The organism is Azospirillum picis (assembly GCF_017876115.1).
GTDB classification, from domain to species: Bacteria; Pseudomonadota; Alphaproteobacteria; order Azospirillales; family Azospirillaceae; genus Azospirillum; species Azospirillum picis.
Genome location: NZ_JAGINO010000018.1, coordinates 72,348 through 93,165 on the forward strand (window position 1 = coordinate 72,348; position 20,818 = coordinate 93,165).

The 20,818-nt window shown below is 67.6% G+C and carries 22 protein-coding genes; 17 read left to right on the forward strand and 5 right to left on the reverse strand.

Translation table 11 applies throughout. The annotated features are described in order from the left end of the window. The first annotated feature begins 18 nt into the window (after positions 1 to 18). Positions 19 to 903, forward strand: coding sequence for an ABC transporter permease (locus tag J2850_RS21815; protein ID WP_209986241.1), 885 nt, complete (start codon positions 19 to 21; stop codon positions 901 to 903). Between the two features lie 40 nt (positions 904 to 943). Continuing rightward, positions 944 to 1,765, forward strand: a complete 822-nt coding sequence (locus J2850_RS21820; protein ID WP_209986244.1) for an ABC transporter permease — start codon at positions 944 to 946, stop codon at positions 1,763 to 1,765. Here the strand turns inward: J2850_RS21820 and J2850_RS21825 are convergent. Beyond that, positions 1,762 to 2,004 carry a hypothetical protein gene (locus tag J2850_RS21825; RefSeq protein ID WP_209986247.1) on the reverse strand — a complete coding sequence of 81 codons (243 nt, stop codon included), beginning with the start codon at positions 2,002 to 2,004 and terminating at the stop codon, positions 1,762 to 1,764. The genes J2850_RS21820 and J2850_RS21825 overlap by 4 nt on opposite strands. Positions 2,005 to 2,167: 163 nt before the next feature. Between J2850_RS21825 and J2850_RS21830 the strand changes: the two genes are divergently transcribed. Next, complete coding sequence (locus J2850_RS21830) at positions 2,168 to 2,605, forward strand: acyl-CoA thioesterase (protein WP_209986250.1); 438 nt, start codon at positions 2,168 to 2,170, stop codon at positions 2,603 to 2,605. Between the two features lie 41 nt (positions 2,606 to 2,646). Then, on the forward strand, positions 2,647 to 3,969 hold the full coding sequence (locus tag J2850_RS21835) for a class I SAM-dependent RNA methyltransferase (RefSeq protein WP_209986253.1): 1,323 nt from the start codon (positions 2,647 to 2,649) through the stop codon (positions 3,967 to 3,969). Between the two features lie 41 nt (positions 3,970 to 4,010). Here the strand turns inward: J2850_RS21835 and J2850_RS21840 are convergent, their stop codons facing one another. Both J2850_RS21840 and J2850_RS21845 read right to left on the reverse strand, forming a co-directional pair. Continuing rightward, positions 4,011 to 5,222, reverse strand: coding sequence for a class I SAM-dependent rRNA methyltransferase (locus J2850_RS21840; protein WP_209986258.1), 1,212 nt, complete (start codon positions 5,220 to 5,222; stop codon positions 4,011 to 4,013). A gap of 51 nt (positions 5,223 to 5,273) precedes the next feature. After that, positions 5,274 to 5,870 (reverse strand): hypothetical protein, encoded by a 597-nt coding sequence (locus tag J2850_RS21845; RefSeq protein WP_246513345.1) that lies wholly within the window; start codon positions 5,868 to 5,870, stop codon positions 5,274 to 5,276. Positions 5,871 to 6,059: 189 nt separating this feature from the next. Between J2850_RS21845 and ccoN the strand changes: the two genes are divergently transcribed. The 8 genes from ccoN (at position 6,060) to J2850_RS21880 (ending at position 13,734) form a co-directional block, all read left to right on the forward strand. After that, positions 6,060 to 7,556 carry a cytochrome-c oxidase, cbb3-type subunit I gene (ccoN, locus tag J2850_RS21850; RefSeq protein WP_209986261.1) on the forward strand — a complete coding sequence of 499 codons (1,497 nt, stop codon included), beginning with the start codon at positions 6,060 to 6,062 and terminating at the stop codon, positions 7,554 to 7,556. 21 nt (positions 7,557 to 7,577) lie between these two features. Continuing rightward, positions 7,578 to 8,318 carry a cytochrome-c oxidase, cbb3-type subunit II gene (gene ccoO, locus J2850_RS21855; protein WP_209986264.1) on the forward strand — a complete coding sequence of 247 codons (741 nt, stop codon included), beginning with the start codon at positions 7,578 to 7,580 and terminating at the stop codon, positions 8,316 to 8,318. 15 nt (positions 8,319 to 8,333) lie between these two features. Then, complete coding sequence (locus tag J2850_RS21860; RefSeq protein WP_012972963.1) at positions 8,334 to 8,495, forward strand: cbb3-type cytochrome c oxidase subunit 3; 162 nt, start codon at positions 8,334 to 8,336, stop codon at positions 8,493 to 8,495. Between the two features lie 3 nt (positions 8,496 to 8,498). Further along, a complete protein-coding gene (gene ccoP, locus J2850_RS21865; protein ID WP_209986267.1) occupies positions 8,499 to 9,389 on the forward strand; it encodes a cytochrome-c oxidase, cbb3-type subunit III in 891 nt (296 codons plus the stop codon). Between the two features lie 310 nt (positions 9,390 to 9,699). Next, positions 9,700 to 10,236, forward strand: a complete 537-nt coding sequence (locus J2850_RS21870) for a FixH family protein (RefSeq protein ID WP_209986270.1) — start codon at positions 9,700 to 9,702, stop codon at positions 10,234 to 10,236. Between the two features lie 42 nt (positions 10,237 to 10,278). Then, entirely contained in the window at positions 10,279 to 12,777 is a 2,499-nt protein-coding gene (locus J2850_RS21875) for a heavy metal translocating P-type ATPase (protein WP_209986273.1), read from the forward strand. Beyond that, positions 12,683 to 12,889: a cbb3-type cytochrome oxidase assembly protein CcoS gene (ccoS, locus tag J2850_RS31845; protein ID WP_246513347.1), complete on the forward strand. Its 207-nt coding sequence runs from the start codon at positions 12,683 to 12,685 to the stop codon at positions 12,887 to 12,889. Before J2850_RS21875 ends, ccoS begins: the two co-directional genes overlap by 95 nt. A 182-nt stretch (positions 12,890 to 13,071) precedes the next feature. Continuing rightward, positions 13,072 to 13,734 (forward strand): Crp/Fnr family transcriptional regulator, encoded by a 663-nt coding sequence (locus J2850_RS21880; protein WP_307354509.1) that lies wholly within the window; start codon positions 13,072 to 13,074, stop codon positions 13,732 to 13,734. A gap of 113 nt (positions 13,735 to 13,847) precedes the next feature. Here the strand turns inward: J2850_RS21880 and J2850_RS21885 are convergent, their stop codons facing one another. Together J2850_RS21885 and J2850_RS21890 are read right to left on the reverse strand one after the other, a co-directional pair. Beyond that, entirely contained in the window at positions 13,848 to 14,921 is a 1,074-nt protein-coding gene (locus tag J2850_RS21885) for a COX15/CtaA family protein (RefSeq protein ID WP_307354508.1), read from the reverse strand. A 131-nt stretch (positions 14,922 to 15,052) separates the two neighbouring features. Further along, complete coding sequence (locus tag J2850_RS21890) at positions 15,053 to 15,547, reverse strand: lysozyme (RefSeq protein ID WP_209986281.1); 495 nt, start codon at positions 15,545 to 15,547, stop codon at positions 15,053 to 15,055. 529 nt (positions 15,548 to 16,076) lie between these two features. Between J2850_RS21890 and groES the strand changes: the two genes are divergently transcribed. From groES to J2850_RS21915, 5 genes are all read left to right on the forward strand, one after another. Beyond that, entirely contained in the window at positions 16,077 to 16,367 is a 291-nt protein-coding gene (gene groES, locus J2850_RS21895; protein WP_209986284.1) for a co-chaperone GroES, read from the forward strand. A gap of 52 nt (positions 16,368 to 16,419) precedes the next feature. Next, complete coding sequence (gene groL / locus J2850_RS21900) at positions 16,420 to 18,063, forward strand: chaperonin GroEL (protein ID WP_209986287.1); 1,644 nt, start codon at positions 16,420 to 16,422, stop codon at positions 18,061 to 18,063. A gap of 246 nt (positions 18,064 to 18,309) precedes the next feature. Continuing rightward, complete coding sequence (locus tag J2850_RS21905; RefSeq protein WP_209986290.1) at positions 18,310 to 18,639, forward strand: hypothetical protein; 330 nt, start codon at positions 18,310 to 18,312, stop codon at positions 18,637 to 18,639. A gap of 14 nt (positions 18,640 to 18,653) precedes the next feature. After that, on the forward strand, positions 18,654 to 19,580 hold the full coding sequence (locus J2850_RS21910; RefSeq protein ID WP_209986294.1) for a DMT family transporter: 927 nt from the start codon (positions 18,654 to 18,656) through the stop codon (positions 19,578 to 19,580). Positions 19,581 to 19,987: 407 nt separating this feature from the next. Next, the gene (locus J2850_RS21915) at positions 19,988 to 20,686 is read left to right on the forward strand and encodes a response regulator transcription factor (RefSeq protein WP_209986297.1); all 699 of its coding nucleotides are present in this window, start codon (positions 19,988 to 19,990) and stop codon (positions 20,684 to 20,686) included. Positions 20,687 to 20,818: the final 132 nt, after the last annotated feature.

Below are 20,818 nucleotides of genomic sequence, written 5' to 3' on the forward strand. Positions count from 1 at the left end.
GGCTGGAGCAGCGCCCGCATGACGGAAGTCCTTCGCCGCTACGGCCCGGTGCTGACCGGGCTGATCCTGCTGGCGGTCGCGGTGTGGCTGGCCCTGCTGGTGGTCCTGCCGCAGGTGATGATGATCGGCTTTTCCTTCCGGCCGTCGCTGCCGCCATCGAGGATCGGCGGGCCGGAGGACGTGTTCACGATCAGGAACTACCTGACGCTTTGGACCAACCAGATCCATCTGACGATCTTCCTGAAGACGATCTGGGCCAGCGCGCTGGTCACCCTGGCGACGTTGGCGGTGTGCTATCCGGTGGCCTTCTACCTGGCGCAGGTGGCGTCGAAGCGGCGGTTGCCGATCCTGGTCCTGATGCTGGTGATCCCCTTCTGGATCAACGAACTGCTGCGGACCTTCGCCTGGTACATCATCCTCGCCTTCAACGGGCCGCTGAACGCGCTGCTGCTGGGGCTGGGGATCATCGACGAACCGCAGCGCTTCCTAGGCGGCGACGGCGGTGTGATCGTCGGCATGGTCTACGTCTACATCCTGTTCATGGTGTTCCCGCTCTACAATGCCATCGAATCGCTCGACCGCAACCAGATCGAGGCGGCGCGGGACCTCGGGGCCGGCTGGCTGCGCATCCACCGCCGCATCGTGCTGCCCCATGCCAAGCCCGGCATCGCGGTGGGCTGCATCATGACCTTCATGCTGGCGGCCGGCAGCTACGCCGTGCCGGCGCTCCTGGGCGGGCCGAACAGCCGCTGGTTCACCGAGATCATCTACAACTGGTTCTTCGAGGGCGGGAACTGGAACCAGGGCGCGGCCTATGCCTTCATCCTGCTGGTGCTGTGCATCGCCTTCATCCTGGCCGCGATGAAGCTGTTCCGGGTCGGGCTGGCCGATATCGCGAAGTGAGAGGGCGAAATGAGGATTGCCGCATGACGGACCGCGAACCATGAGCGCCGACCGCTTCCGCCGTGCCGTGACCGGCGCCTATCTGGTGCTGTTCTTCGCCTATCTGTTCCTGCCGCTGGCCGTGATGGCGGCGGCGACCTTCAACAGCAGCCGCTTCCCGACGGTGACCCCGTGGATGGGCTTCACGCTCGGCTGGTTCCAGGCCTTGTGGCAGGACGACCGCATGTGGTCGGCGCTCGGCACCAGCCTGCTGGTCGGGGCGGGGGTGATCCTGGTGGCAGTGCCGCTGGGGTTGGCGGCGGCGTTGCTGCTCGACCGGCTGCACAGCCGGGCCAAGACCTTCCTCTACGCCCTGATGGTATCGCCGCTGCTGACGCCGGGGGTGATCGTCGGCATTTCCACGCTGGTGTTCTGGCGGGAATGGTTCGGGGTGACCGGCGGGCTGTTCCTGACGGTCGTCGCCCAGTCCAGCTTCATCGCCGCCTATGCCATGCTGATGTTCGCGGCGCGGCTGGAGCGCTTCGATCCCGCCCTGGAAGAGGCGGCGCTCGACCTCGGCGCCACGCATGGGCAGGTCTTCCGGCGCATCACGCTGCCCTACCTGAGCCCGGCCATCCTGTCGGCGGCCCTGCTGGCCTTCCTGCAGAGCTTCGAGAACTACAACACCACGCTGTTCGTGCGCGGGCTGGACACCACCTTGACCATCTACATCGCGACCAAGGTCCGTACCGGCCTGACCCCGGCGGTCAATGCGCTGTCGCTGGTGCTGATCGTGCTGACCGTGCTCGGCGCGGTCGTCTACGAGATCCTGCGCCGGCGCGACGAGCGCCGGCAGGCAGGATCCGCAGCGGCGACCGTTTAGTCCTCGTCGGACTCGTCGGCATCCGCCTCGATCTGGGCGGCAAGATCACGCAGCATGTCGATGACGTCCTCGTGGCTGGTCTCGTCCACGGCGGCGTTCACGGCAGCCTCGATCATGGCGACGGCGATGTAGGGGCCGAGCGGGCCGCCTTCCTTGATCGCCTCGTCCAGGTGCTTCTCGGCGACCGACAGCGCCTTCTCGAACAGCGCTTCGGCCGTCTGGTTGGTGTCCTTGCTCATCGTCCGGTCCGTTGCGGAGGGTTGGTCCGACTCCAATAACACGCTCCATCGGCGGTTGGCGCGGGAATTCGCGAGGAAGGCAGCAATTTGGGGCGGACTTGCGCCCCCGGTTTCCGTACGCCACAGTACGGGCCCCAGACGACCCACACGGCAGGTGATCGACATGACCGGAACGCCCGATCCGCACCAACCCGATCTCGCCAATCCCGAGGGCTATCGCATCTGGTGGGAGGAGCGCGTGCGCTTCGCCGATCTCGACGCGGTGGGGCACGTCAACAACAACGCCATCGGCGTCTATTTCGAACAGGCGCGGGTCGCCATGCTGCATGATTGCGGCGGCTTCCGCGACGACAGCGCATGGACGGCCGTGCTTGCCCGCAGCGTGATCGACTACAAGGCGGAACTGCTCTATCCCAACACCGTGCGCATCGGTACGCGCGTCCTGCGGCTGGGCACCAGTTCACTGACGCTCGGCTGCGCCATCTTCCTGGGCAATCGCTGCATCGCCACGCAGGAGGCGGTGGTGGTGATCGTCGACAAGGTCGCCCACCGGCCGACCCCGATCCCGGAACCGTTGCGCGCCAGGCTCGCGGCGGCGTAAAGGGAGCGCGGATTTCGCCACGCACCAACCGGACCCCTGCCATGACGCGCCCCGCCAAGCGCTCCGTCCCGAACCGGCGCCAGCCGTCCCGAGCATCCGCCGAGGCGCGGGAGGTCGATGTCGTCGTCACCGATGTCGGCGCCCGCGGCGACGGCATCGCCCAGGCGGACGGGCTGCGTCTGTTCGTTCCCTACACCGTCACCGGCGACCATGTCCGTGTACGCGTGGCCGCCGGCGCGGAGAAGGGGGAGGGGGGCGTACGGGCCGACGTGGTCGAAATCCTGGCGCCGGGTCCCGGACGCCGGACCCCGCCCTGCCGTCATTTCGGGCGGTGCGGCGGCTGTACGCTCCAGCACATGGACGAGGCGACGTACGCCGCCTGGAATGTCGGGCTGGTGCGCGGTGTGCTTGAGCGGGCCGGGTTGAGCGGCGTGCCGTTGGAACCGCTGTCGCGGACGCCGCCGGGGGCACGGCGCCGTGCCCGCTTCGCCGCCCTCAAGCGTGGCGGGCGGGTCTGGTTCGGCTTCAATGAACGGCAGAGCCACCGGCTGGTCGACCTGGAGGAATGCCCGGTCCTGTCGCCGCGGCTCTTCGCCCTGGTGGACCCTTTGCGCCGCCTGCTGACGGCGCTGCTGCCCGACGGCGGTGGCGCCGATCTGGTGCTGACGGACCTGGAGGGAGGCGCCGACCTGCTGCTGGTCGGGCCGCGCAGCCTCGACCTGGCGGCGCGCGAGGCCCTGGTCAGCTTCGAGCCGGAGCGTGTCGCCCGCATCGCGTGGCAGCCCACCGACCGCGCGACGGCCGAACCGGTTGCCAACCGACGGCCCGCCTTTGTTCGTTTCGCAGGCGTTCCGATCCAGCCGCCGTCCGGTGCCTTCCTTCAGGCCAGTGCCGACGGCGAGGCGGCCCTGGTCGCTGCGGTGCGCGAGGGGGTGGGGGAGGCCGGCCGCATCGCCGACCTGTTCGCAGGCATCGGCACCTTTTCCGTTCCGCTTGCGCAACGGGCCGCCGTCCATGCCGTGGAAGGTGACGACGCCGCGGTGACGGCGCTGGCGCGCGCGGTGCAGGGCTTGCGGCTGACGGTGGAACGGCGCGACCTGTTCGAGAACCCGCTGACGGTCAAGGAACTCAACCGGTACGACGCCGTGGTCTTCGACCCGCCGCGGGCCGGTGCGGCCGCCCAGGCCGCCGCGCTGGCAGGCAGCAGGGTGCCGCGGGTGGTCGGCGTCTCCTGCAACCCGGCCAGCTTCGCCCGCGACGCGCGGGTGTTGGCCGACGGCGGCTTCCGCCTCGTGAAGGTCTGGCCGGTCGACCAGTTCCTATGGTCGGCCCATGTGGAACTGGTCGGCCTGTTCGAGCGGTGAGGCGAGCTGGATGAGGCCGGGTGGATGAGGTTGGCCGGCGCTCAGTCGAGCTGCAGGACGATGGCCTTCAGGTAGGCGGACTCCGGCAGGTGCGGGTGGACCGGGTGGTCGGGGCCGGCGCCGGCGCTGCGCAGGATGCGCCCGCTGCGGCCGGCGTCCGTCAGGCCGCGGGCGACCTGCTCGGCGAAGGTCGGCGGGTCGACGTTGTGGCTGCAGGAGCCGCAGAGCAGATAGCCGCCGGGGGCGGTGATCTTCGCCGCCAGACGCGCCATCTTGCGGTACGCGCGGCAGCCGACGGCGAGATCCTTCTTCGACTTCACGAAGGCCGGCGGGTCGGCGACCACCACCTGGAAGGTTTCGCCGGCGGCGTTCAGCCGCTCCAGCTCCTGGAAGGCGTCGGCCTTGCGGGCCTCGAAGCGGTCGGCGACGCCGTTCGCCTCGGCGGCGCGGGTGGCGTTCTCCAGGGCCAGGGCGGAACGGTCGACGGCGATCACCTGGGTGGCGCCGGCCACCGCGCACTGGATGCCGAAGCCGCCATTGTAGCTGAAGAAGTCGATGGCCCGGCCACCCTTGGCGAGCGAGGCGATGAAGGCGCGGTTGTCGCGCTGGTCGTAGAACCAGCCGGTCTTCTGGCCGTCCAGCGGGTTGGCGAAGAAGGTCACGCCGTTCTCTTCCAGCCGGATCGGGCCGTCGATCTCACCCTTGGCCAGCCGGGTTTCCTCCGTCAGCCCTTCCAGCGCGCGCTGGGTGCTGTCGTTGCGCAGGATGACCGCGCGCGGCGCCATCACCTCGTCGATGGCCGCCAGGATGTCGTCGATCCGGCGGTCCATGAAGACGGAGTTGGCCTGCACCGTCACCACGTCGTCGAAGCGGTCGACGATCAGGCCGGGCAGCCCGTCGGCCTCGGCATGGACGACGCGGTAGAAGGGACGGGAGAACAGGCGGTCGCGCAGCTCCACCGCGCGGCGAAGCCGGCCGGCGATGAAGGCATGGTCCACCACGGTCGCCGGATCGCCCGACAGGTGCCGGGCGGCGATCAGCGTGTGCGGATTGAAGGTGTAGATGCCCAGCGGCGTCCCGCCGGGGTCCAGCAACCGCACCGGGCTGCCGGGCGGCACCGCCTTGGCGGTGTTGTCCATCTGGACTTCGTTGGAATAGACCCAGGGATGCCCATGCATGACGCGCCGCTGGCGGCCGGCCTGCAGGTGGATCGCCGGGTATTTCTTGACGGGTTTGGTGCCGGTGTCGCTCATGGACCCGCATCCTAGCGGCAAATCGCCGCCGCGCAATGGGAGAGCGGGCGGCTATTCCGCCTCGCGCCGTCCGGCCGGCTCCGCCGGGTGGTTGTCGTTCACCACGGGAAGATGCTTGCAGAACCGGATTGTTTCCTGGCGATGCCCTTCGACGCGGAAGCAGTCGGGAATCGGGTTCCGGCGGGAGTCCGCCGGGATGTATCGTTCCGGCAGCGTGGTGTGGATGGCGGCGCAGCCGAGCCCGCGCGCCAGCCCCTCCATCGCCTGCAGCAGGGTGCCCGCGACCCCGGCCACGTCGAACAGGTCGAGCACCACGAAGTTGTCCACGCTGAGCACGCGGCCGTGTTGCAGTTGCGGTTCGACCGCATAGGTGAACAGCCCGTGCAGGTACCCGTGCGCGGTCTGCACGGTCATGATGCCGGTGCGGGACGCCGCGGCGTTCGTGTCGTCGAGCAGCACTGCGGCAAAAGCGCGCCATTGATCCACAGCCAATCCGGGCAGGATGGCGCAGACCAGCGGATAGGCCTGGTCGATCTGGCGTCGACCAAGGGGTTTTACGATAAAATCGTCGTCCATTTCAGTCCGGCCGATTGCAAGGACGCTGAACGATGGCAGCGGGCGCGGGAAAGGGTCGTTGACGTAGATCAATGTTGCTGCGGCCACCCGTACACATAGTGGCCGCATTGGAGACAGGCGCGCCCGGCGTCCGTTTTGGCATTCCCCCCATCCCGGTGCTTCCGGGTGCAACCTGTCCCGCTCCTTAACAGCAAGTACCCAGTGGTGGTGCGACCCAGAAGGCGCGGCCGGTGGCCGCCCGGGGCAAACGGGAGAGATTGTATGACATCAGCGACTCTGACTTCAGGGGCCACCCTGGGCAGCCAGCGGGTGTCGGAAGAAGTGCGTTACAATGAAGACGCCATCCGACTCTTCGTGATCGCTGCAGTGTTCTGGGGCGTTGTCGGTTTCCTTGCCGGCACCTTCATCGCTCTGCAGTTGGCTTTTCCGGCGCTGAATCTCGGGCTGGAGTGGACGAGCTTCGGGCGCCTGCGCCCCGTCCACACCTCGGCCGTGATCTTCGCGTTCGGCGGCAACGTGCTGTTCGCCACCTCGCTGTACACCGTGCAGCGGACCTGCCGCCAGTTCCTCTTCGGGGGTGAAGGACTGGCGAAGTTCATCTTCTGGAACTACAACGTCTTCATCGTGCTCGCGGCGCTGAGCTATGTCCTGGGCTACACCCAGGGCAAGGAATACGCCGAGCCCGAATGGATCCTCGATCTCTACCTGACCGTCATCTGGGTGCTGTACGCCGTCCAGTTCATCGGCACGGTGATGACGCGGCGCGAGTCGCACATCTACGTGGCGAACTGGTTCTTCATGGCGTTCATCCTGACCGTCGCCATCCTGCACATCGGCAACAACGTCAACCTGCCGGTTTCGCTGACCGGCATGAAGTCCTACAGCTTCGTGGCGGGCGTGCAGAGCGCGATGGTGCAGTGGTGGTACGGGCACAACGCGGTGGGCTTCTTCCTGACCGCCGGCTTCCTGGGCATCATGTATTACTTCGTGCCCAAGCGCGCCGAGCGGCCGGTCTATTCCTACCGCCTGTCGATCGTCCACTTCTGGACCCTGATCTTCCTCTACATCTGGGCCGGCCCGCACCACCTGCACTACACCTCCCTGCCGGACTGGGCGCAGACGCTGGGCATGACCTTCTCGGTCATGCTGTGGATGCCCTCCTGGGGCGGCATGATCAACGGCATCATGACCCTGTCCGGGGCCTGGGATAAGCTGCGCACCGACCCCGTGCTCCGCTTCCTGGTCACCTCGGTCGCCTTCTACGGCATGTCGACCTTCGAAGGGCCGCTGATGTCGGTCAAGCCGGTCAACGCCCTGTCGCACTACACCGACTGGACCGTCGGCCACGTGCACTCCGGCGCGCTCGGCTGGGTCGCCTTCATCTCCTTCGGCGCGATCTACTTCCTGGTCCCGGTGCTGTGGAAGCGCTCGCAGCTCTACAGCCTGCGTCTGGTCAGCTACCACTTCTGGACCGCCACCATCGGCATCGTGCTCTACATCACCGCCATGTGGGTGTCGGGCATCATGCAGGGCCTGATGTGGCGCGCCTACGACAACCTGGGCTTCCTCCAGTACTCCTTCGTCGAGACGGTGGCGGCGATGCACCCGTTCTACGTGATCCGTGCGATGGGTGGCGTCCTGTTCGTCGCCGGTGCCCTCATCATGGTCTACAACCTGTGGCGCACGGCGCGGGGCGATGTCCGCATCGAGAAGCCCTATGTCACCACCCCGCATAAAGCGGCGGTCGGCGCGGCCTGACGCTAGGGAAGGATGCGAGAAATGGCTCAGGAAAAGAAAGGCTTCAGCCACGACCTGATCGAGCGGAACACGCTTCTGCTCATCGTGCTCGTGCTGATCACCGTGTCGATCGGCGGTCTGGTTCAGATCGTTCCGCTCTTCACCATCGAGTCGACCATCGAGAAGGTGGAGGGGGTGCGTCCCTACTCCCCGCTCGAACTGGCCGGCCAGAACATCTACTACCGCGAAGGCTGCTACAACTGCCACAGCCAGCAGATCCGTCCGTTCCGTGACGAGGTCGAGCGCTACGGCCATTATTCGCTGGCCGCGGAGTCGATGTACGACCATCCGTTCCAGTGGGGCTCCAAGCGCACCGGCCCGGATCTGGCCCGCGTCGGCGGCAAGTACTCCAACGACTGGCAGGTCGCCCACCTGGTGAACCCGCGCGCGGTCGTTCCGGAATCGATCATGCCGACCTACGGCTGGATGAAGGACCGTCCGCTGAGCTATGGCGACATCGCCGACCATCTGAAGACCCTGCGGGTCGTCGGCGTTCCCTACACCGACGAGCAGATCGCCAACGCCAAGGCCGACCTGGAAGCGCAGAAGAACCCGGACGGCGACACCGCCGGCCTGGCGAAGCGCTACCCGAAGGCCGTCGTCGCGAACTTCACCGGCAACAAGACCGTCACCGAAATGGACGCTCTCGTGGCCTACCTGCAGGTGCTGGGCACCATGGTGGACTTCACCAAGTACCAGTCGCCGAAGCAGCTCCAGCAGTAATCGGGGGAGGAATCCATGGACTTGGATTCGATCACGGTGATGCTTCGGTCGTTCTGGACGGTTTGGTTGATGCTGCTGCTGACGGGCATCCTGGTTTACGCCATGTGGCCCGGCAACCGCCGCACCTTCGACGACGCCGCCCAGATCCCGCTCAAGGATGATGGTCAGGAGCTTTAGACCATGGCACAGAATTACAAGGACGAGCTGTCCGGCGTCGAGACCACCGGCCACGAGTGGGATGGGCTGCGCGAGCTGAACAACCCGCTGCCCAAATGGTGGCTCTATCTCTTCTACGTCTGCATCGCTTGGTCGCTGGTGTACTACGTGCTCTACCCGGCCTGGCCGCTGGGCAAGACCTACACGAAGGGCATCCTCGGCTATTCGCAGCGCGAGGAGCTGGACACCAAGATGGCGGCGGCCAAGGCCGGCCAGGCCAAGTACCTGACCGCCATCGCCGCCAAGTCGGTCGACGAGATCCAGAAGGACAAGGACCTGCTGGGCTTCGCGATGGCCGGCGGGCGTTCCTACTTCAACGAGAACTGCGCGGCCTGCCACGGCGCCGGCGGCCAGGGGGCCAAGGGCTTCCCGACGCTGGCCGACGACGTGTGGCTGTGGGGCGGCTCGGCCTCCGACATCTACCGGACGATCCAGCACGGCATCCGGTCGGACGACGGGGATACCCGCGGCACGCCCAACGTCGGCATGACCGCCTTCGGCAAGGACGGCATCCTCACCCGCGAGCAGATCGACCAGGTGACCGACTACGTCCTGTCGCTGAACGGCAAGTCGACCGACGCCACCAAGGTCGCGGCCGGCAAGACCGTCTATGACGAGAACTGCGCCGCCTGCCACGGCGACCAGGCACAGGGTGCGGTTGCCGCCGGCGTCGACGGCGTTGGCGCACCGCCGCTGAAGCAGGCCAACTGGCTGTATGGCGGCGACAAGGCCGCGCTGGTCGAAACGGTGACCAACGGCCGCGCCGGCGTCATGCCGGCCTGGTCGAAGCGCCTGGACGACGCGACGATGAAGTCGCTGGCCGTCTACGTCCACAATCTGGGCGGCGGCAAGTAAGCCGGCCGGATTCGGACGCTTGGTAAGGGGCGCCGGGGACCATCCCCGGCGCCCTTCTTTTTTGCGCGGCCGGCCCCCCGGCCGGCGTGGATCGTGAAGTTTCTGTCATTTGATCCATCGCAATGTGCCTGCGGCAATCGGTCGCCATGATCGGCGCCGCTGACAGACCGGCGGATGCTCCCGCCAGCGCTCCCGCCAGCGCTTGGCAGGCCACCCCGCATCCGCTTGCCGTTCCCCCGTCCCGGTGCCGGGGCGCACGACCGGGCCGCGGTCGTTCCGGTGCCGACCAGCCAAAGGGCAGACGCAGACCATGACCACGAGCAGCGTTACCGGAAACACCACCATCCCGCCCCGCTCGTCCGGAGCCAAGACGGCCCGGCAGAAGGGCTGGTACATTCCCTGGATCTTCGTCGGCTTGTTCATGGTCGTCCTGGCGGTCAACATGGTCATGGTCCATTTCGCGATGTCGACCTGGACCGGGGTGGAAACCCAGGACCACTTCGTCAAGGGAATCAGCTACAACCGGGATCTCGCCGGCGCCCGTGCGCAGGCCGAGCGCGGCTGGAAGGTGCAGACCGACTTCACCAGCACCGAGCCGCGCAAGGCGGTGGTGGCGATCACCGTCCACGACAAGGACGGCGGGGTCCTGAAGGACGCCGCCGTCAGCGTCACCCTGATCCGGCCGACGAGCGAGGGGCACGACAAGACGCTGTCGCTGCCCTATCTCGGAGAAGGCCGCTATGCCGCCCCGGTCGAACTGGACCTCGAAGGGCAGTGGGACCTGCGGCTGGTCGTGACCCACGCCAGCGGCGACTACCAGGACCAGAAGCGCGTCTGGGTGCAGTGACGGGCAGGGCGGGTTGGTTCGAGACTTTCCGGGTGATGTGACATGACCGTCTGCCTCCATTGCGGGCAGGAGCTGGGCGCGGGCATCGGCGGCGAGGCCGCACATGCCCTGGCCTCGACCGACGGGGCAGACCCCTTCTGCTGCACCGGCTGCGCCGCCGCCTACGACCTCGTGCGCGGGCTTGGGCTGGAGCGCTATTACGAGCGGCGCAGCGTCGATCCCACCGCCCGTCCGCTGCGCCCCGACGACGGGCCGGCCGTCGATTACGAGCCGCACGCGCGCGCGGAGGCGGACGGCTCGCGCTGCCTGCACCTGATGGTGGACGGCATGCAGTGCGCCGCCTGCGTCTGGCTGATCGAATCCGCCCTCAACCGCCAGGCCGGCGTGGCGCAGGCCCGGATGAACATGACCACCCGCCGGCTGACCGTGCGCTGGGACCCGCAGGCGACCGATGCCAACGCGGTGGCCGGCACCATCGCCCAGCTCGGCTACCGCGCCGTGCCCTTCGACCCGGAGCGGCTGGGCGGCGCCCAGGCTAAGGGCGAGAAGGAGCTGCTGCGCGCCATGGCGGTGGCCGGCTTCGCCATGGGCAACGTCATGCTGCTGTCGGTGTCGGTCTGGGCCGGCCACAGCCAGGGCATGGGGGTGGCCACCCGCGACCTGATGCACTGGGTCTCGGCCCTGATCTGCATGCCGGCCGTCGCCTATGCGCTGCGTCCCTTCGCGCGTTCGGCGATCGGCGCGCTCCGGCACGGCCGCACCAACATGGACGTGCCGATCACCATCGGCGTCCTGCTCGCCACCGGGATGAGCCTGTTCGAGACGATCCACAGCGGCGAGCACGCCTATTTCGACGGCGCGGTGATGCTGCTGTTCTTCCTGCTGGTCGGGCGCTACCTCGACCAGCGGGCGCGCGGCCGGGCACGCTCGGCGGCCGAACAGCTTCTGGGCCTGCGCGCCAACGCCGTCACCATCCTGCGCGACGACGGCACCAGCGCGGTCCTGGCACCGGAGCAGGTGGTGCCGGGCCAGACCGTGCTGGTCGCGGCCGGCGAGCGCATCCCGGTCGACGGCCGGGTGTCCGACGGCGTGTCCGACCTCGACACCGGCCTGATCACCGGCGAGACGGTGCCGGGCACCGCGCGGCCCGGCGACCAGGTCTTCGCCGGCATGCTCAACCTGACCGCCCCGCTGCGGCTGACCGTCGGCGCCGTGGGAGAGGGAACGCTGCTGGCCGAGATCGTCCGGCTGATGGAGGTGGCGGAACAGGGCCGCGCCCGGTACGTCGCCGTCGCCGACCGGGTGTCGCGGCTGTACGCCCCGGTCGTGCATCTGGCCGCGCTGTCCACCTTCGCCGCCTGGATGCTTCTCGGCGGGGCGGTGTGGCAGGACGCGCTGATGAACGCCATCGCCGTGCTGATCATCACCTGCCCCTGCGCGCTGGCGCTGGCGGTGCCGGTGGTGCAGGTCATCGCCAGCGGCCGCCTGATGCGCCAGGGCACCCTGTTGAAGAGCCCGACCGCACTGGAGCGCCTGGCCGAGATCGACACGGTGGTGTTCGACAAGACCGGCACCCTGACCGAAGGCCGCCCGGTGCCGCAGCTCGACGGGCTTGCCGGGGAGGATCTGGTGCTCGCCGCCTCGCTGGCCGGCGCCAGCCGCCACCCGCTGGCCCGGGCGCTGGCCGCGGCGGCGCCGGGCGTGCCGGTGGCCGCCGGCGTGCGCGAGGTTCCCGGCGCAGGCCTGCTGCTGGAGACGCCGGACGGCGAGGTGCGGCTGGGCAGCCGGCGCTTCACCGGCGCTCCGGCCGATGCCGCCGATGCCGCCGGGCCGGAACTGTGGCTCGCCCGTCCCGGAGAGGAGCCGTGCCGCATCCTGTTCCTCGACGCGCCGCGTCCCGACGCCGCCGCCGTGGTGGCGGCCCTGACGGCGCGGGGGTTGCAGGTCAGGCTGCTGTCGGGCGACCGGCGCGGCGCGGTGGCGGCGGTGGCCGAGCGTCTGGGCATCGCCGACTGGCGCGCCGAGCAGACGCCGGCCGACAAGACCGCGGCCCTGGCGGACCTGGCGGCGCAGGGCCGGAGGGTCCTGATGGTCGGCGACGGGCTGAACGATGCGCCCGCCCTGGCCGCCGCCGCGGTGTCGATGTCGCCGTCGACCGCCGTGGACGTCAGCCAGACGGTGGCCGACGTGGTGTTCCAGGGCCGGCTGCTGCGTCCGATCGTCGAGGCGATCGAGGTCGCCCGCCGCTCCGGCCGGCTGGTGAGGCAGAATTTCGCCATTGCGCTGGTCTACAATCTCTGCGCGGTCCCGTTGGCGATGGGCGGCATGCTGACGCCGCTGCTGGCCGCGCTCGCCATGTCGTCGTCGTCGCTGGTAGTCATTCTGAATGCGTTGCGGCTTGCCCGCGGCGCGCTGGTCATGGATCTGCCGCTTAAGGAAACAGGTGATGGACGAGCTTCTCTATCTGATCGCGATCGCCCTCAGCCTGGGCGGGTTGGGGCTGGGAGCCTTTCTGTGGGCGCTGAAATCCGGCCAGTTTGACGATCTGGACGGCGCGGCCCACCGCGTGCTGTTCGACGACGACCTGCCGCCCCCGTCCCCTGCGTCCGCACGGCGCTCCGCCGCGCCCAAGGAGGGCGTGCAGCAAGAATAGTGCCAATCGGAATATGGACAAAGGAAAGGTTGTACGCGTGTGTGGTTGCGATTCTCTGCGATTGCCACCAATATGGTCCTATGCGGAATGAACGGCTGGGATCATCCATGCCACCTTTTGATATGGCCCGGACTCGTGAGAAGAGCGCTTCGGCGGAGATGAATCCCTGCGGAGCCTGTCCCGTGCGCAGCCTGACGGTGTGTGCGGCGCTGGATCCGGAGGAGCTTCGCCGCTTGGCCGACATTCTCCAGAATGTCAGGGTCGATTCCGGGCATACCTTGTTCGCGGAGGGCGATTCGGCCGACGCGCTGTACAACGTCACGTCCGGCACCGTGAAGCTCTACAAGCTTCTGCCCGACGGGCGCCGCCAGATCACGGGCTTCCTCGTGACCGGGGACTTCCTTGGGCTGGCGGTGAACGACAGCTACGCCTATACGGCGGAAACCGTCACCAGCTCGTCGCTCTGCCGATTCCCGCGCAAGAAGATCGATGCGCTGCTGGAAGAGTTTCCCAAGATGCAGCGGCGCCTCTTCTCGATGGCGTCGAACGAGCTGGCCGCCGCGCAGGACCAGATGCTTCTGCTCGGCCGCAAGACGGCGAAGGAGAAGATCTGTTCCTTCCTGCTGATGCTGTCGCAGCGCGCGGCGCGGCGCGGCCACAAGGAGAATCCGGTCTTCGTGCCGATGAGCCGCGCCGACATCGCGGATTATCTCGGCCTGACCACCGAAACCGTCAGCCGCACCTTTACCCAATTGAAGACGGCGGGCGTGATCTCGCTCCAGGAAGGCAACAAGGTGCTGATCGCCGACCTGGACGCCATGTACGATCTGGCCGAGGGGGCCTGAGCCGCTAAGCGGCACCCGTTTCCGGCCCCGCATCGGACACGCGCGGTCCGGTCCGGCATCGACCACAGTCTTCGCGAAGCCCCGGCCGATGACGGCCGGGGCTTCCGGCATTTCTACGCCCGCTCGACCGGCCGCAGCTCGAACAGCAGCCAGACCAGCATCGACACCACCAGGATGGCGCCCGCCTGATGGGCGGCGGCGACCGGGATCCAGACGACCGTCAGCAGCGTCGTGATGCCGAGCGCGATCTGCAGGAGCACCATCGCGCCGGCGGCGACGGCCGCGCGCCCGGCCCGGCCCGGCAGGCGCGCTTGCAGGACGCGCGCCGACAGGATCATCACGACGAGACCGGACAGGATCGCCAGCACCCGGTGGATCAGCTGGATCGCCGCGGTGTTCTCGAACGGGTTCAGCCACCACGGCGTCAGGGTGGCGACCTCCGGCGGGACCCAATGGCCGGCCATCAGCGGGAAGGTGTTGTAGGCGAAGCCGGCATCCGATCCGGCGACGAAGGCCCCCCAGACGATGGTGGCACCGACCAGCGCCAGCGCCCAGCGTCCATGCCGCCGCAGCGATGCCGCCTCGGCGCGCCAGCCCGCCTGCGGGATGGGGTCGAGCAGCCCCAGCGCCGTGCGCAGCAGAAGACCGTAGATCAGGATGGCGGTGCAGAGATGCAGGGCCAGCCGGTAATGGCTGACACTGGGGCGGTCAACCAGCCCGCTCTTCACCATGAACCAGCCGATGCCGCCTTGAAGCCCGCCGAGCAGGAACAGCCCGGCCAGCTTCGGCCACAGATCGGGAGCGATGCGTCCCTGCATCCAGAAGCGCAGGAAGGGGATCAGGAAGACGAAGCCGATCAGCTGGCCCCACAGCCGGTGGAACCACTCCCACCAGAAGATCGACTGGAAGCCGGCCAGATCCATGTGGCTGTTATAGATGCGGAACTCCGGCGTGCCCTTGTAGAGGTCGAACACCCGGATCCACTCCGCCTCCGACAGGGGCGGCAGGATGCCGATCAGCGGTTTCCATTCCACCATCGACAGGCCGGACTCGGTCAACCGGGTGATGGCGCCGATCACGGCCATGGCCAGCACCATCGCGGCGCAGACCAGCAGCCAGGCGGCAATGGCCCGGTTCGGGGTGGAACGGGGGTGGATGGCGGGACGGTCGGTCGCGTAGGCGGTCACGGCGGCATTCCGGAGGTACGGCGGCCGGGGTACGGCGGCGGGATGTCCGCCAATGTGGGGCGGACATCCTGTCGCGTCAAACATCGCCGGCGACGGCAGCCGGTGGCGGCGGGCGGACTGGCGCGCCGGGGTCAGGTGCTGCCGTCCTCGGTGGTCACGCCGCCATGGGCCTGGGCGGTCTGTCCGGCGAACAGGGCGGCCTCCGCCGCCCGCCGGGCGACCAGGCCCGGCAGTTGCGTCTTCCTGCCATCGACGACGGCATAGACCCAGCGCCCGAACTGGCCGGCGGCCCCCGTGGCGTCGCCGGCGTTCAGCATCCGAAGCAGGGTCGAGCTTGCCAAGCTGCCGGCACCGAGATTGAAGACGAAGGAGGCCAGCGCTCCCCGCTGGTCGTCGTTCATCGGCACCTTGACCAGTCCGTCGACATGGGCGGCGGCATCGGTCAGATCGTCGGCCAGGAAGGCGTCGGCCTGTTGCAGGATGATGGATTGCCCCATCTCCACGCCCGTTGTGTGGCCGTAGCCGATGGTCGCCACCCCGGCGGGGCAGCGGTAGGCTTGCAGGTACAAGCCTTCGAAATGCTTCACGAGATCGACCGCGGCTTGGCAGACCGGCTTTGTGGTCATCGAAGAAGGCTCCCGTCGTGCGATCGCAGCGTCAGAGTTTTCTGCTTTCTCAGCCAGAGCTTACACGAAAGACCCGCATTGCGGGAATTTTTGGCATGGATCAACCGCTGGCGGCTTCGCCGTCGCGACGGTGGCCGGAGCCATGTGACGCCCGCCGCTCCGCTGCCGCCTTGGCGGTCGGGCGGCGGATGCCGGCGAAGGCCGGAGGCCCCGGGGGGCGGATGGGCAATGATCACGTACAGCCTGCCGCGCGGCTGCCATCGAACCGTCTGGCCTTCGTGACCGTTTGAAGAAATCTCGCCGGGGAGTTCCATCCGCTCCAGGTGAAAAGTCATAAATGTTCCAATGGCTTGTCCGGCACTCCCACCGATTGCCGCGGACATTTTCGACAAATTCCGAAACGAGGCTCTTGAATCCCAAAATGGCTTGGATTAGCTGTCTGGCACTCGCCGGGGGGGAGTGCTAGTAGCAGCCGACCCGTGCCAACCTCATCTGTCAGAACCAAGCCTTGATCCAAGGAGGCATTCCCATGAAGTTCCGTCCGCTGCACGACCGCGTCGTCGTCAAGCGTCTGGAGTCCGACACCAAGACCAAGGGCGGGATCATCATCCCCGACACGGCCAAGGAAAAGCCGCAGGAAGGCGAAGTCATCGCCGTCGGCCCGGGCGCCCGTGACGAGTCGGGCAAGATCGTGGCGCTGGATGTCAAGGCCGGCGACCGCATCCTGTTCGGCAAGTGGTCGGGCACCGAAGTGAAGATCGAAGGCCAGGATTTCCTGATCATGAAGGAATCCGACATTATGGGCGTGATCGAGGCCTAAGTCCTCCGCCCGGCTTTTCCTTCTACATTTCGCTATTACAAGGAATCGAGACATGGCTGCCAAAGACGTCAAGTTCGGCCCCACCGCGCGCGAGAAGCTGCTGCGTGGCGTCGACATCCTGGCCGACGCCGTCAAGGTCACGCTGGGCCCGAAGGGCCGCAACGTCGTGATCGAGAAGTCCTTCGGCGCTCCGCGCATCACCAAGGACGGCGTGTCGGTCGCCAAGGAAATCGAACTGTCGGACAAGTTCGAGAACATGGGCGCCCAGATGGTCCGCGAGGTCGCCTCGAAGACCAACGATCTGGCCGGTGACGGCACCACCACCGCCACCGTCCTGGCCCAGGCCATCGTCCGCGAAGGCGTGACCAAGGTCGCCGCCGGCCTGAACCCGATGGATCTGAAGCGCGGCATCGACGTGGCCGTCGAGGCCGTCGTCGCCGACATCCAGAGCCGCGCCAAGAAGGTCACCACCAACGACGAGATCGCCCAGGTCGGCACCATCTCCGCCAACGGCGAAGCCGAGATCGGCAAGATGATCGCCCAGGCGATGGAGAAGGTCGGCAACGAAGGCGTCATCACGGTGGAAGAGGCCAAGAGCCTGGACACCGAGCTGGACGTCGTCGAGGGCATGCAGTTCGACCGCGGCTACCTGTCGCCGTACTTCATCACCAATGCCGACAAGATGATCGCGGATCTCGAGAATCCGTACATCCTGCTGCATGAGAAGAAGCTGTCGGGCCTGCAGTCGCTGCTGCCGGTTCTGGAGGCCGTCGTCCAGTCCTCCCGTCCGCTGCTGATCGTCGCCGAGGACGTCGAGGGCGAGGCCCTGGCCACGCTCGTCGTCAACAAGCTGCGCGGCGGCCTGAAGATCGCCGCCGTCAAGGCCCCGGGCTTCGGCGACCGCCGCAAGGCGATGCTGGAGGACATGGCCATCCTGACCGGCGGCCAGGTCATCTCCGAAGACCTCGGCATCAAGCTCGAGAACGTCACCATCGACATGCTGGGCACCGCCAAGAAGGTCGTGATCTCCAAGGAGACCACCACGATCGTCGACGGCGCCGGCGAGAAGGCCGACATCGAGGCCCGTTGCGGCCAGATCCGCGCGCAGGTCGAGGAGACCACCTCGGACTACGACCGCGAGAAGCTGCAGGAGCGTCTGGCGAAGCTGGCTGGCGGCGTTGCCGTCATCCGCGTCGGCGGCGCCACCGAGGTCGAGGTGAAGGAGCGCAAGGACCGCGTTGACGACGCCATGCACGCCACCCGCGCCGCGGTGGAAGAGGGCATCGTCGCCGGCGGCGGCACCGCCCTGCTGTATGCCGCCAAGGCTCTCGACAAGCTGACCCCGGTCAACGACGAGCAGCGCGTCGGCATCGACATCATCCGCCGCGCCCTGCAGGCCCCGGTCCGTCAGATCGCCTTCAACGCGGGCACCGACGGTTCCATCGTCGTCGGCAAGCTGCTGGAGCAGGACGACGCCAACTACGGCTACGATGCCCAGAAGGGCGAGTTCACCAACCTGGTGGCCGCCGGCATCATCGATCCGGTGAAGGTGGTCCGCACCGCCCTGCAGGATGCGGCCTCGATCGCCGGCCTGCTGATCACCACCGAGGCGATGATCGCCGAGAAGCCGGAGAAGAAGGCTGCTCCGGCCGGCATGCCGGGCGGCATGGGCGGCATGGACGACATGGGCTTCTGATAAGCCCGTCCGTTCCGTCGGTTCACGGTTCGGAAAGGGGGGCGCTCCCGCAAGGGGGCGCCCCCCTTTTTTTGGCCTCCATCCCGGAGGCGGTGCGGGTGCCGGAGCGCGCGCCATCCCGAAATGTCAAGCCGAACTCCGCCTTGCTTTGCAGCGGACGCCTCCCAATAATCCGCCCCTCTTGCCGGGCGCTCCAGCGCGGAGCGCCGGCTGCATCTTCCGTGTTTTCAGACGAGGGCCTGTTCCATGCGCTCCTTCGAGGGCCAGCATTCCGACAACGTCGCCATCAAGCGCACCCGCGAGCAGAAGCAGCGCCAGTTGGTGCAGCTCAAGGAGCAACTGGCGATGCTGAAGTCCCACGCGGCCCCCGCCATCCGTGAGGCTCTGGTCAAGCGCATCGCCGAGCTCGATGCCGAACTGCGCCAGCCGGCCAAGCCGCCTCGCGAGAACCGTGAGGACTCCCCGCGTCCGCCGCGCCGCGAATCCCGCCCCAGCGTCTTCCGCGCCGACGATGGCGAGCGCAGCGCCAGTGCGGCCGCTGCCGGTATCTTCTCCTCGCCGCGCCGACGTAGCTGAGGAAAAAGCGCGACATGGTCGACCGCGTCGTTTCCGCCAAGGGCTACCGCCTCGCCGATCAGGCATGGCTGCTGATGATGCTGCCGCCTTTGTTCTGGGCGGGCAACGCCGTCATGGGGCGCGCGGTCGCCGGTGCCGTGCCTCCCATCGGCCTTGCCTTCTGGCGCTGGTGCCTGGGGGTGCTGGTCGTTCTGCCCTTCGCATGGCCGCACCTGCGTCATGACCTGATGCCGATCCTGGGCCGCTGGAAGTCGGTGCTGCTGCTCGGCACGCTGGGAATCGGCATCTACAACACCTTCCAGTACATCGCGCTCAACACCACGACCGCCTTGAACTGCGTGATGCTGCAGTCGTCGATGCCGGTGATGATCGTCCTGATGAGCGTCATCCTGTTCCGCGACAGGGTCGGCGTGCTGCAGGGGGTGGGCATCGTCGTATCGCTGGCCGGCGCGGTGACGCTGATCTCGCATGGCGATCCGGAATCGCTGCTGGGGCTCGAACTGAACGCCGGCGACGTGTGGATGCTGGCCGCGGTGGCGATCTACGCCGCCTACACCACGCTGCTGCGTCGCCGTCCGGCGATCCATGGACTGAGCTTCGTGGTGGTCACCTTCGCCATCGGCGCGGTGGAACTGCTGCCCTTCTATGTTTGGGAAACGCTGAGCGGCCAGCCGGTCCACGCCACCGGGATCACCGTCCTGGCGGTCGGCTACACCGTGCTGTTCCCGTCCATCGCCGCCTATCTCTGCTTCAACCGGGCCGTTGAGCTGCTCGGCCCCAACACCGCCGGCCTCGCCATCCATCTGGTGCCGGTGTTCGGCAGCTTGCTGGCCATCCTGTTCCTGGGCGAGCAGCCGCACCTGTATCATGGGGCCGGCATCGCCCTGATCGCCGCCGGCATCGTGCTCGCGACCCGGCGTCGGATGCCGCCGGCGGAATGATGAAGCCATCCGGAAACAAGATTTCGGCGGCCAAGTGTTTTCATGCTGCCCGATCGCATGGGATTGTCCTGAGCCGAACCCATCGCGGAATGAACGGCCAAGACCGCCTTGTGTCTTCGGCTCGATTGGACCGACCGGCGCCAACTATGCGTATTTACTTCTCCGGCTCGCCGTTTGGTCCGGAGAGGTGTCCGGATGTACCCTGTGGATTAGAAAATCCGCGCAGCCGTTCGCGTGGATACTATCCCCGATATCCTTTTAGACATGGCCACTATCCTTCGCGCAAGCGGCGGTCAATAGGGGTAAGCCGCTAAAATGAGGGTCATGAGGCGGATCGATCTCGAAGCGGATCGGGCGCCGCCGGAAGCCGGCGCTGTTCGCCGGTCCGTTGTGGTGGAGGTTCTCTGATGGCCCAACAAATGTCCGTGTCGCTGCAATCCGCCTGCCTCGTCCATGTCGTCGATGGTGACCTCCTGTCGCGCAGCACCCTGGCCCGCGCGCTCGGCGCGGTCGGGATCGCCTGCCGCGTCCACAGCTCCGGTGCCGACGCGCTCAGCGTCCTCGGCACGGCGTCCTCCTGCATCGTCCTGCGCAGCGACCTGCCGGACATGACCGCCTGCGACTTCATGGCCGAGGCCTCGCTTCAGGGGCATGACCTGCCGGTGCTGGTCGTCACCGAGGAAGGCGACGTCGACGCCGCGGTGGCGGCGATGAAGGCCGGCGCGGCCGACTGCATCGCCCGCACCTTCGGAATTCCGGCTTTCCTGGAGCGGCTGCGCGCCTGCATGGCGACCGGCAACCCCCATGCCGAACAGCGCGACCGCGGTCGCGACGCGATCCGCCGGCTCGGCCTGCTGAGCCGCCGCGAAACCGAGGTGCTGGAGCTGATCGTCGACGGCAAGCAGAGCAAGACCATCGCCTGGGAGCTCGGGATCAGCATCAAGACGGTCGAGGTCCACCGCGCCCGCATCATGGAGAAGACCGGCAGCCGGTCGATCGTCGGTCTCGGCCGCCTGTGGGAATCGGCCGAGATGCTGCGGGCTCGCGAACTGCCCCGGCCGCTGCCGCTGCCCCATGCCGCCATGATGGGGATTGCTGCCCCCTGATCCGCGCCCGGCGGCGGCTCGCGACCGCCGGTTCGGGGTTCCCGGCGGGCTCGCCGACTTCCGGCGGTTCCTGCCTCTTTCTTGAGACTTCCGCTGGTCAGGGGTGCAGATCTCCTGGAAGATGCAACCAGA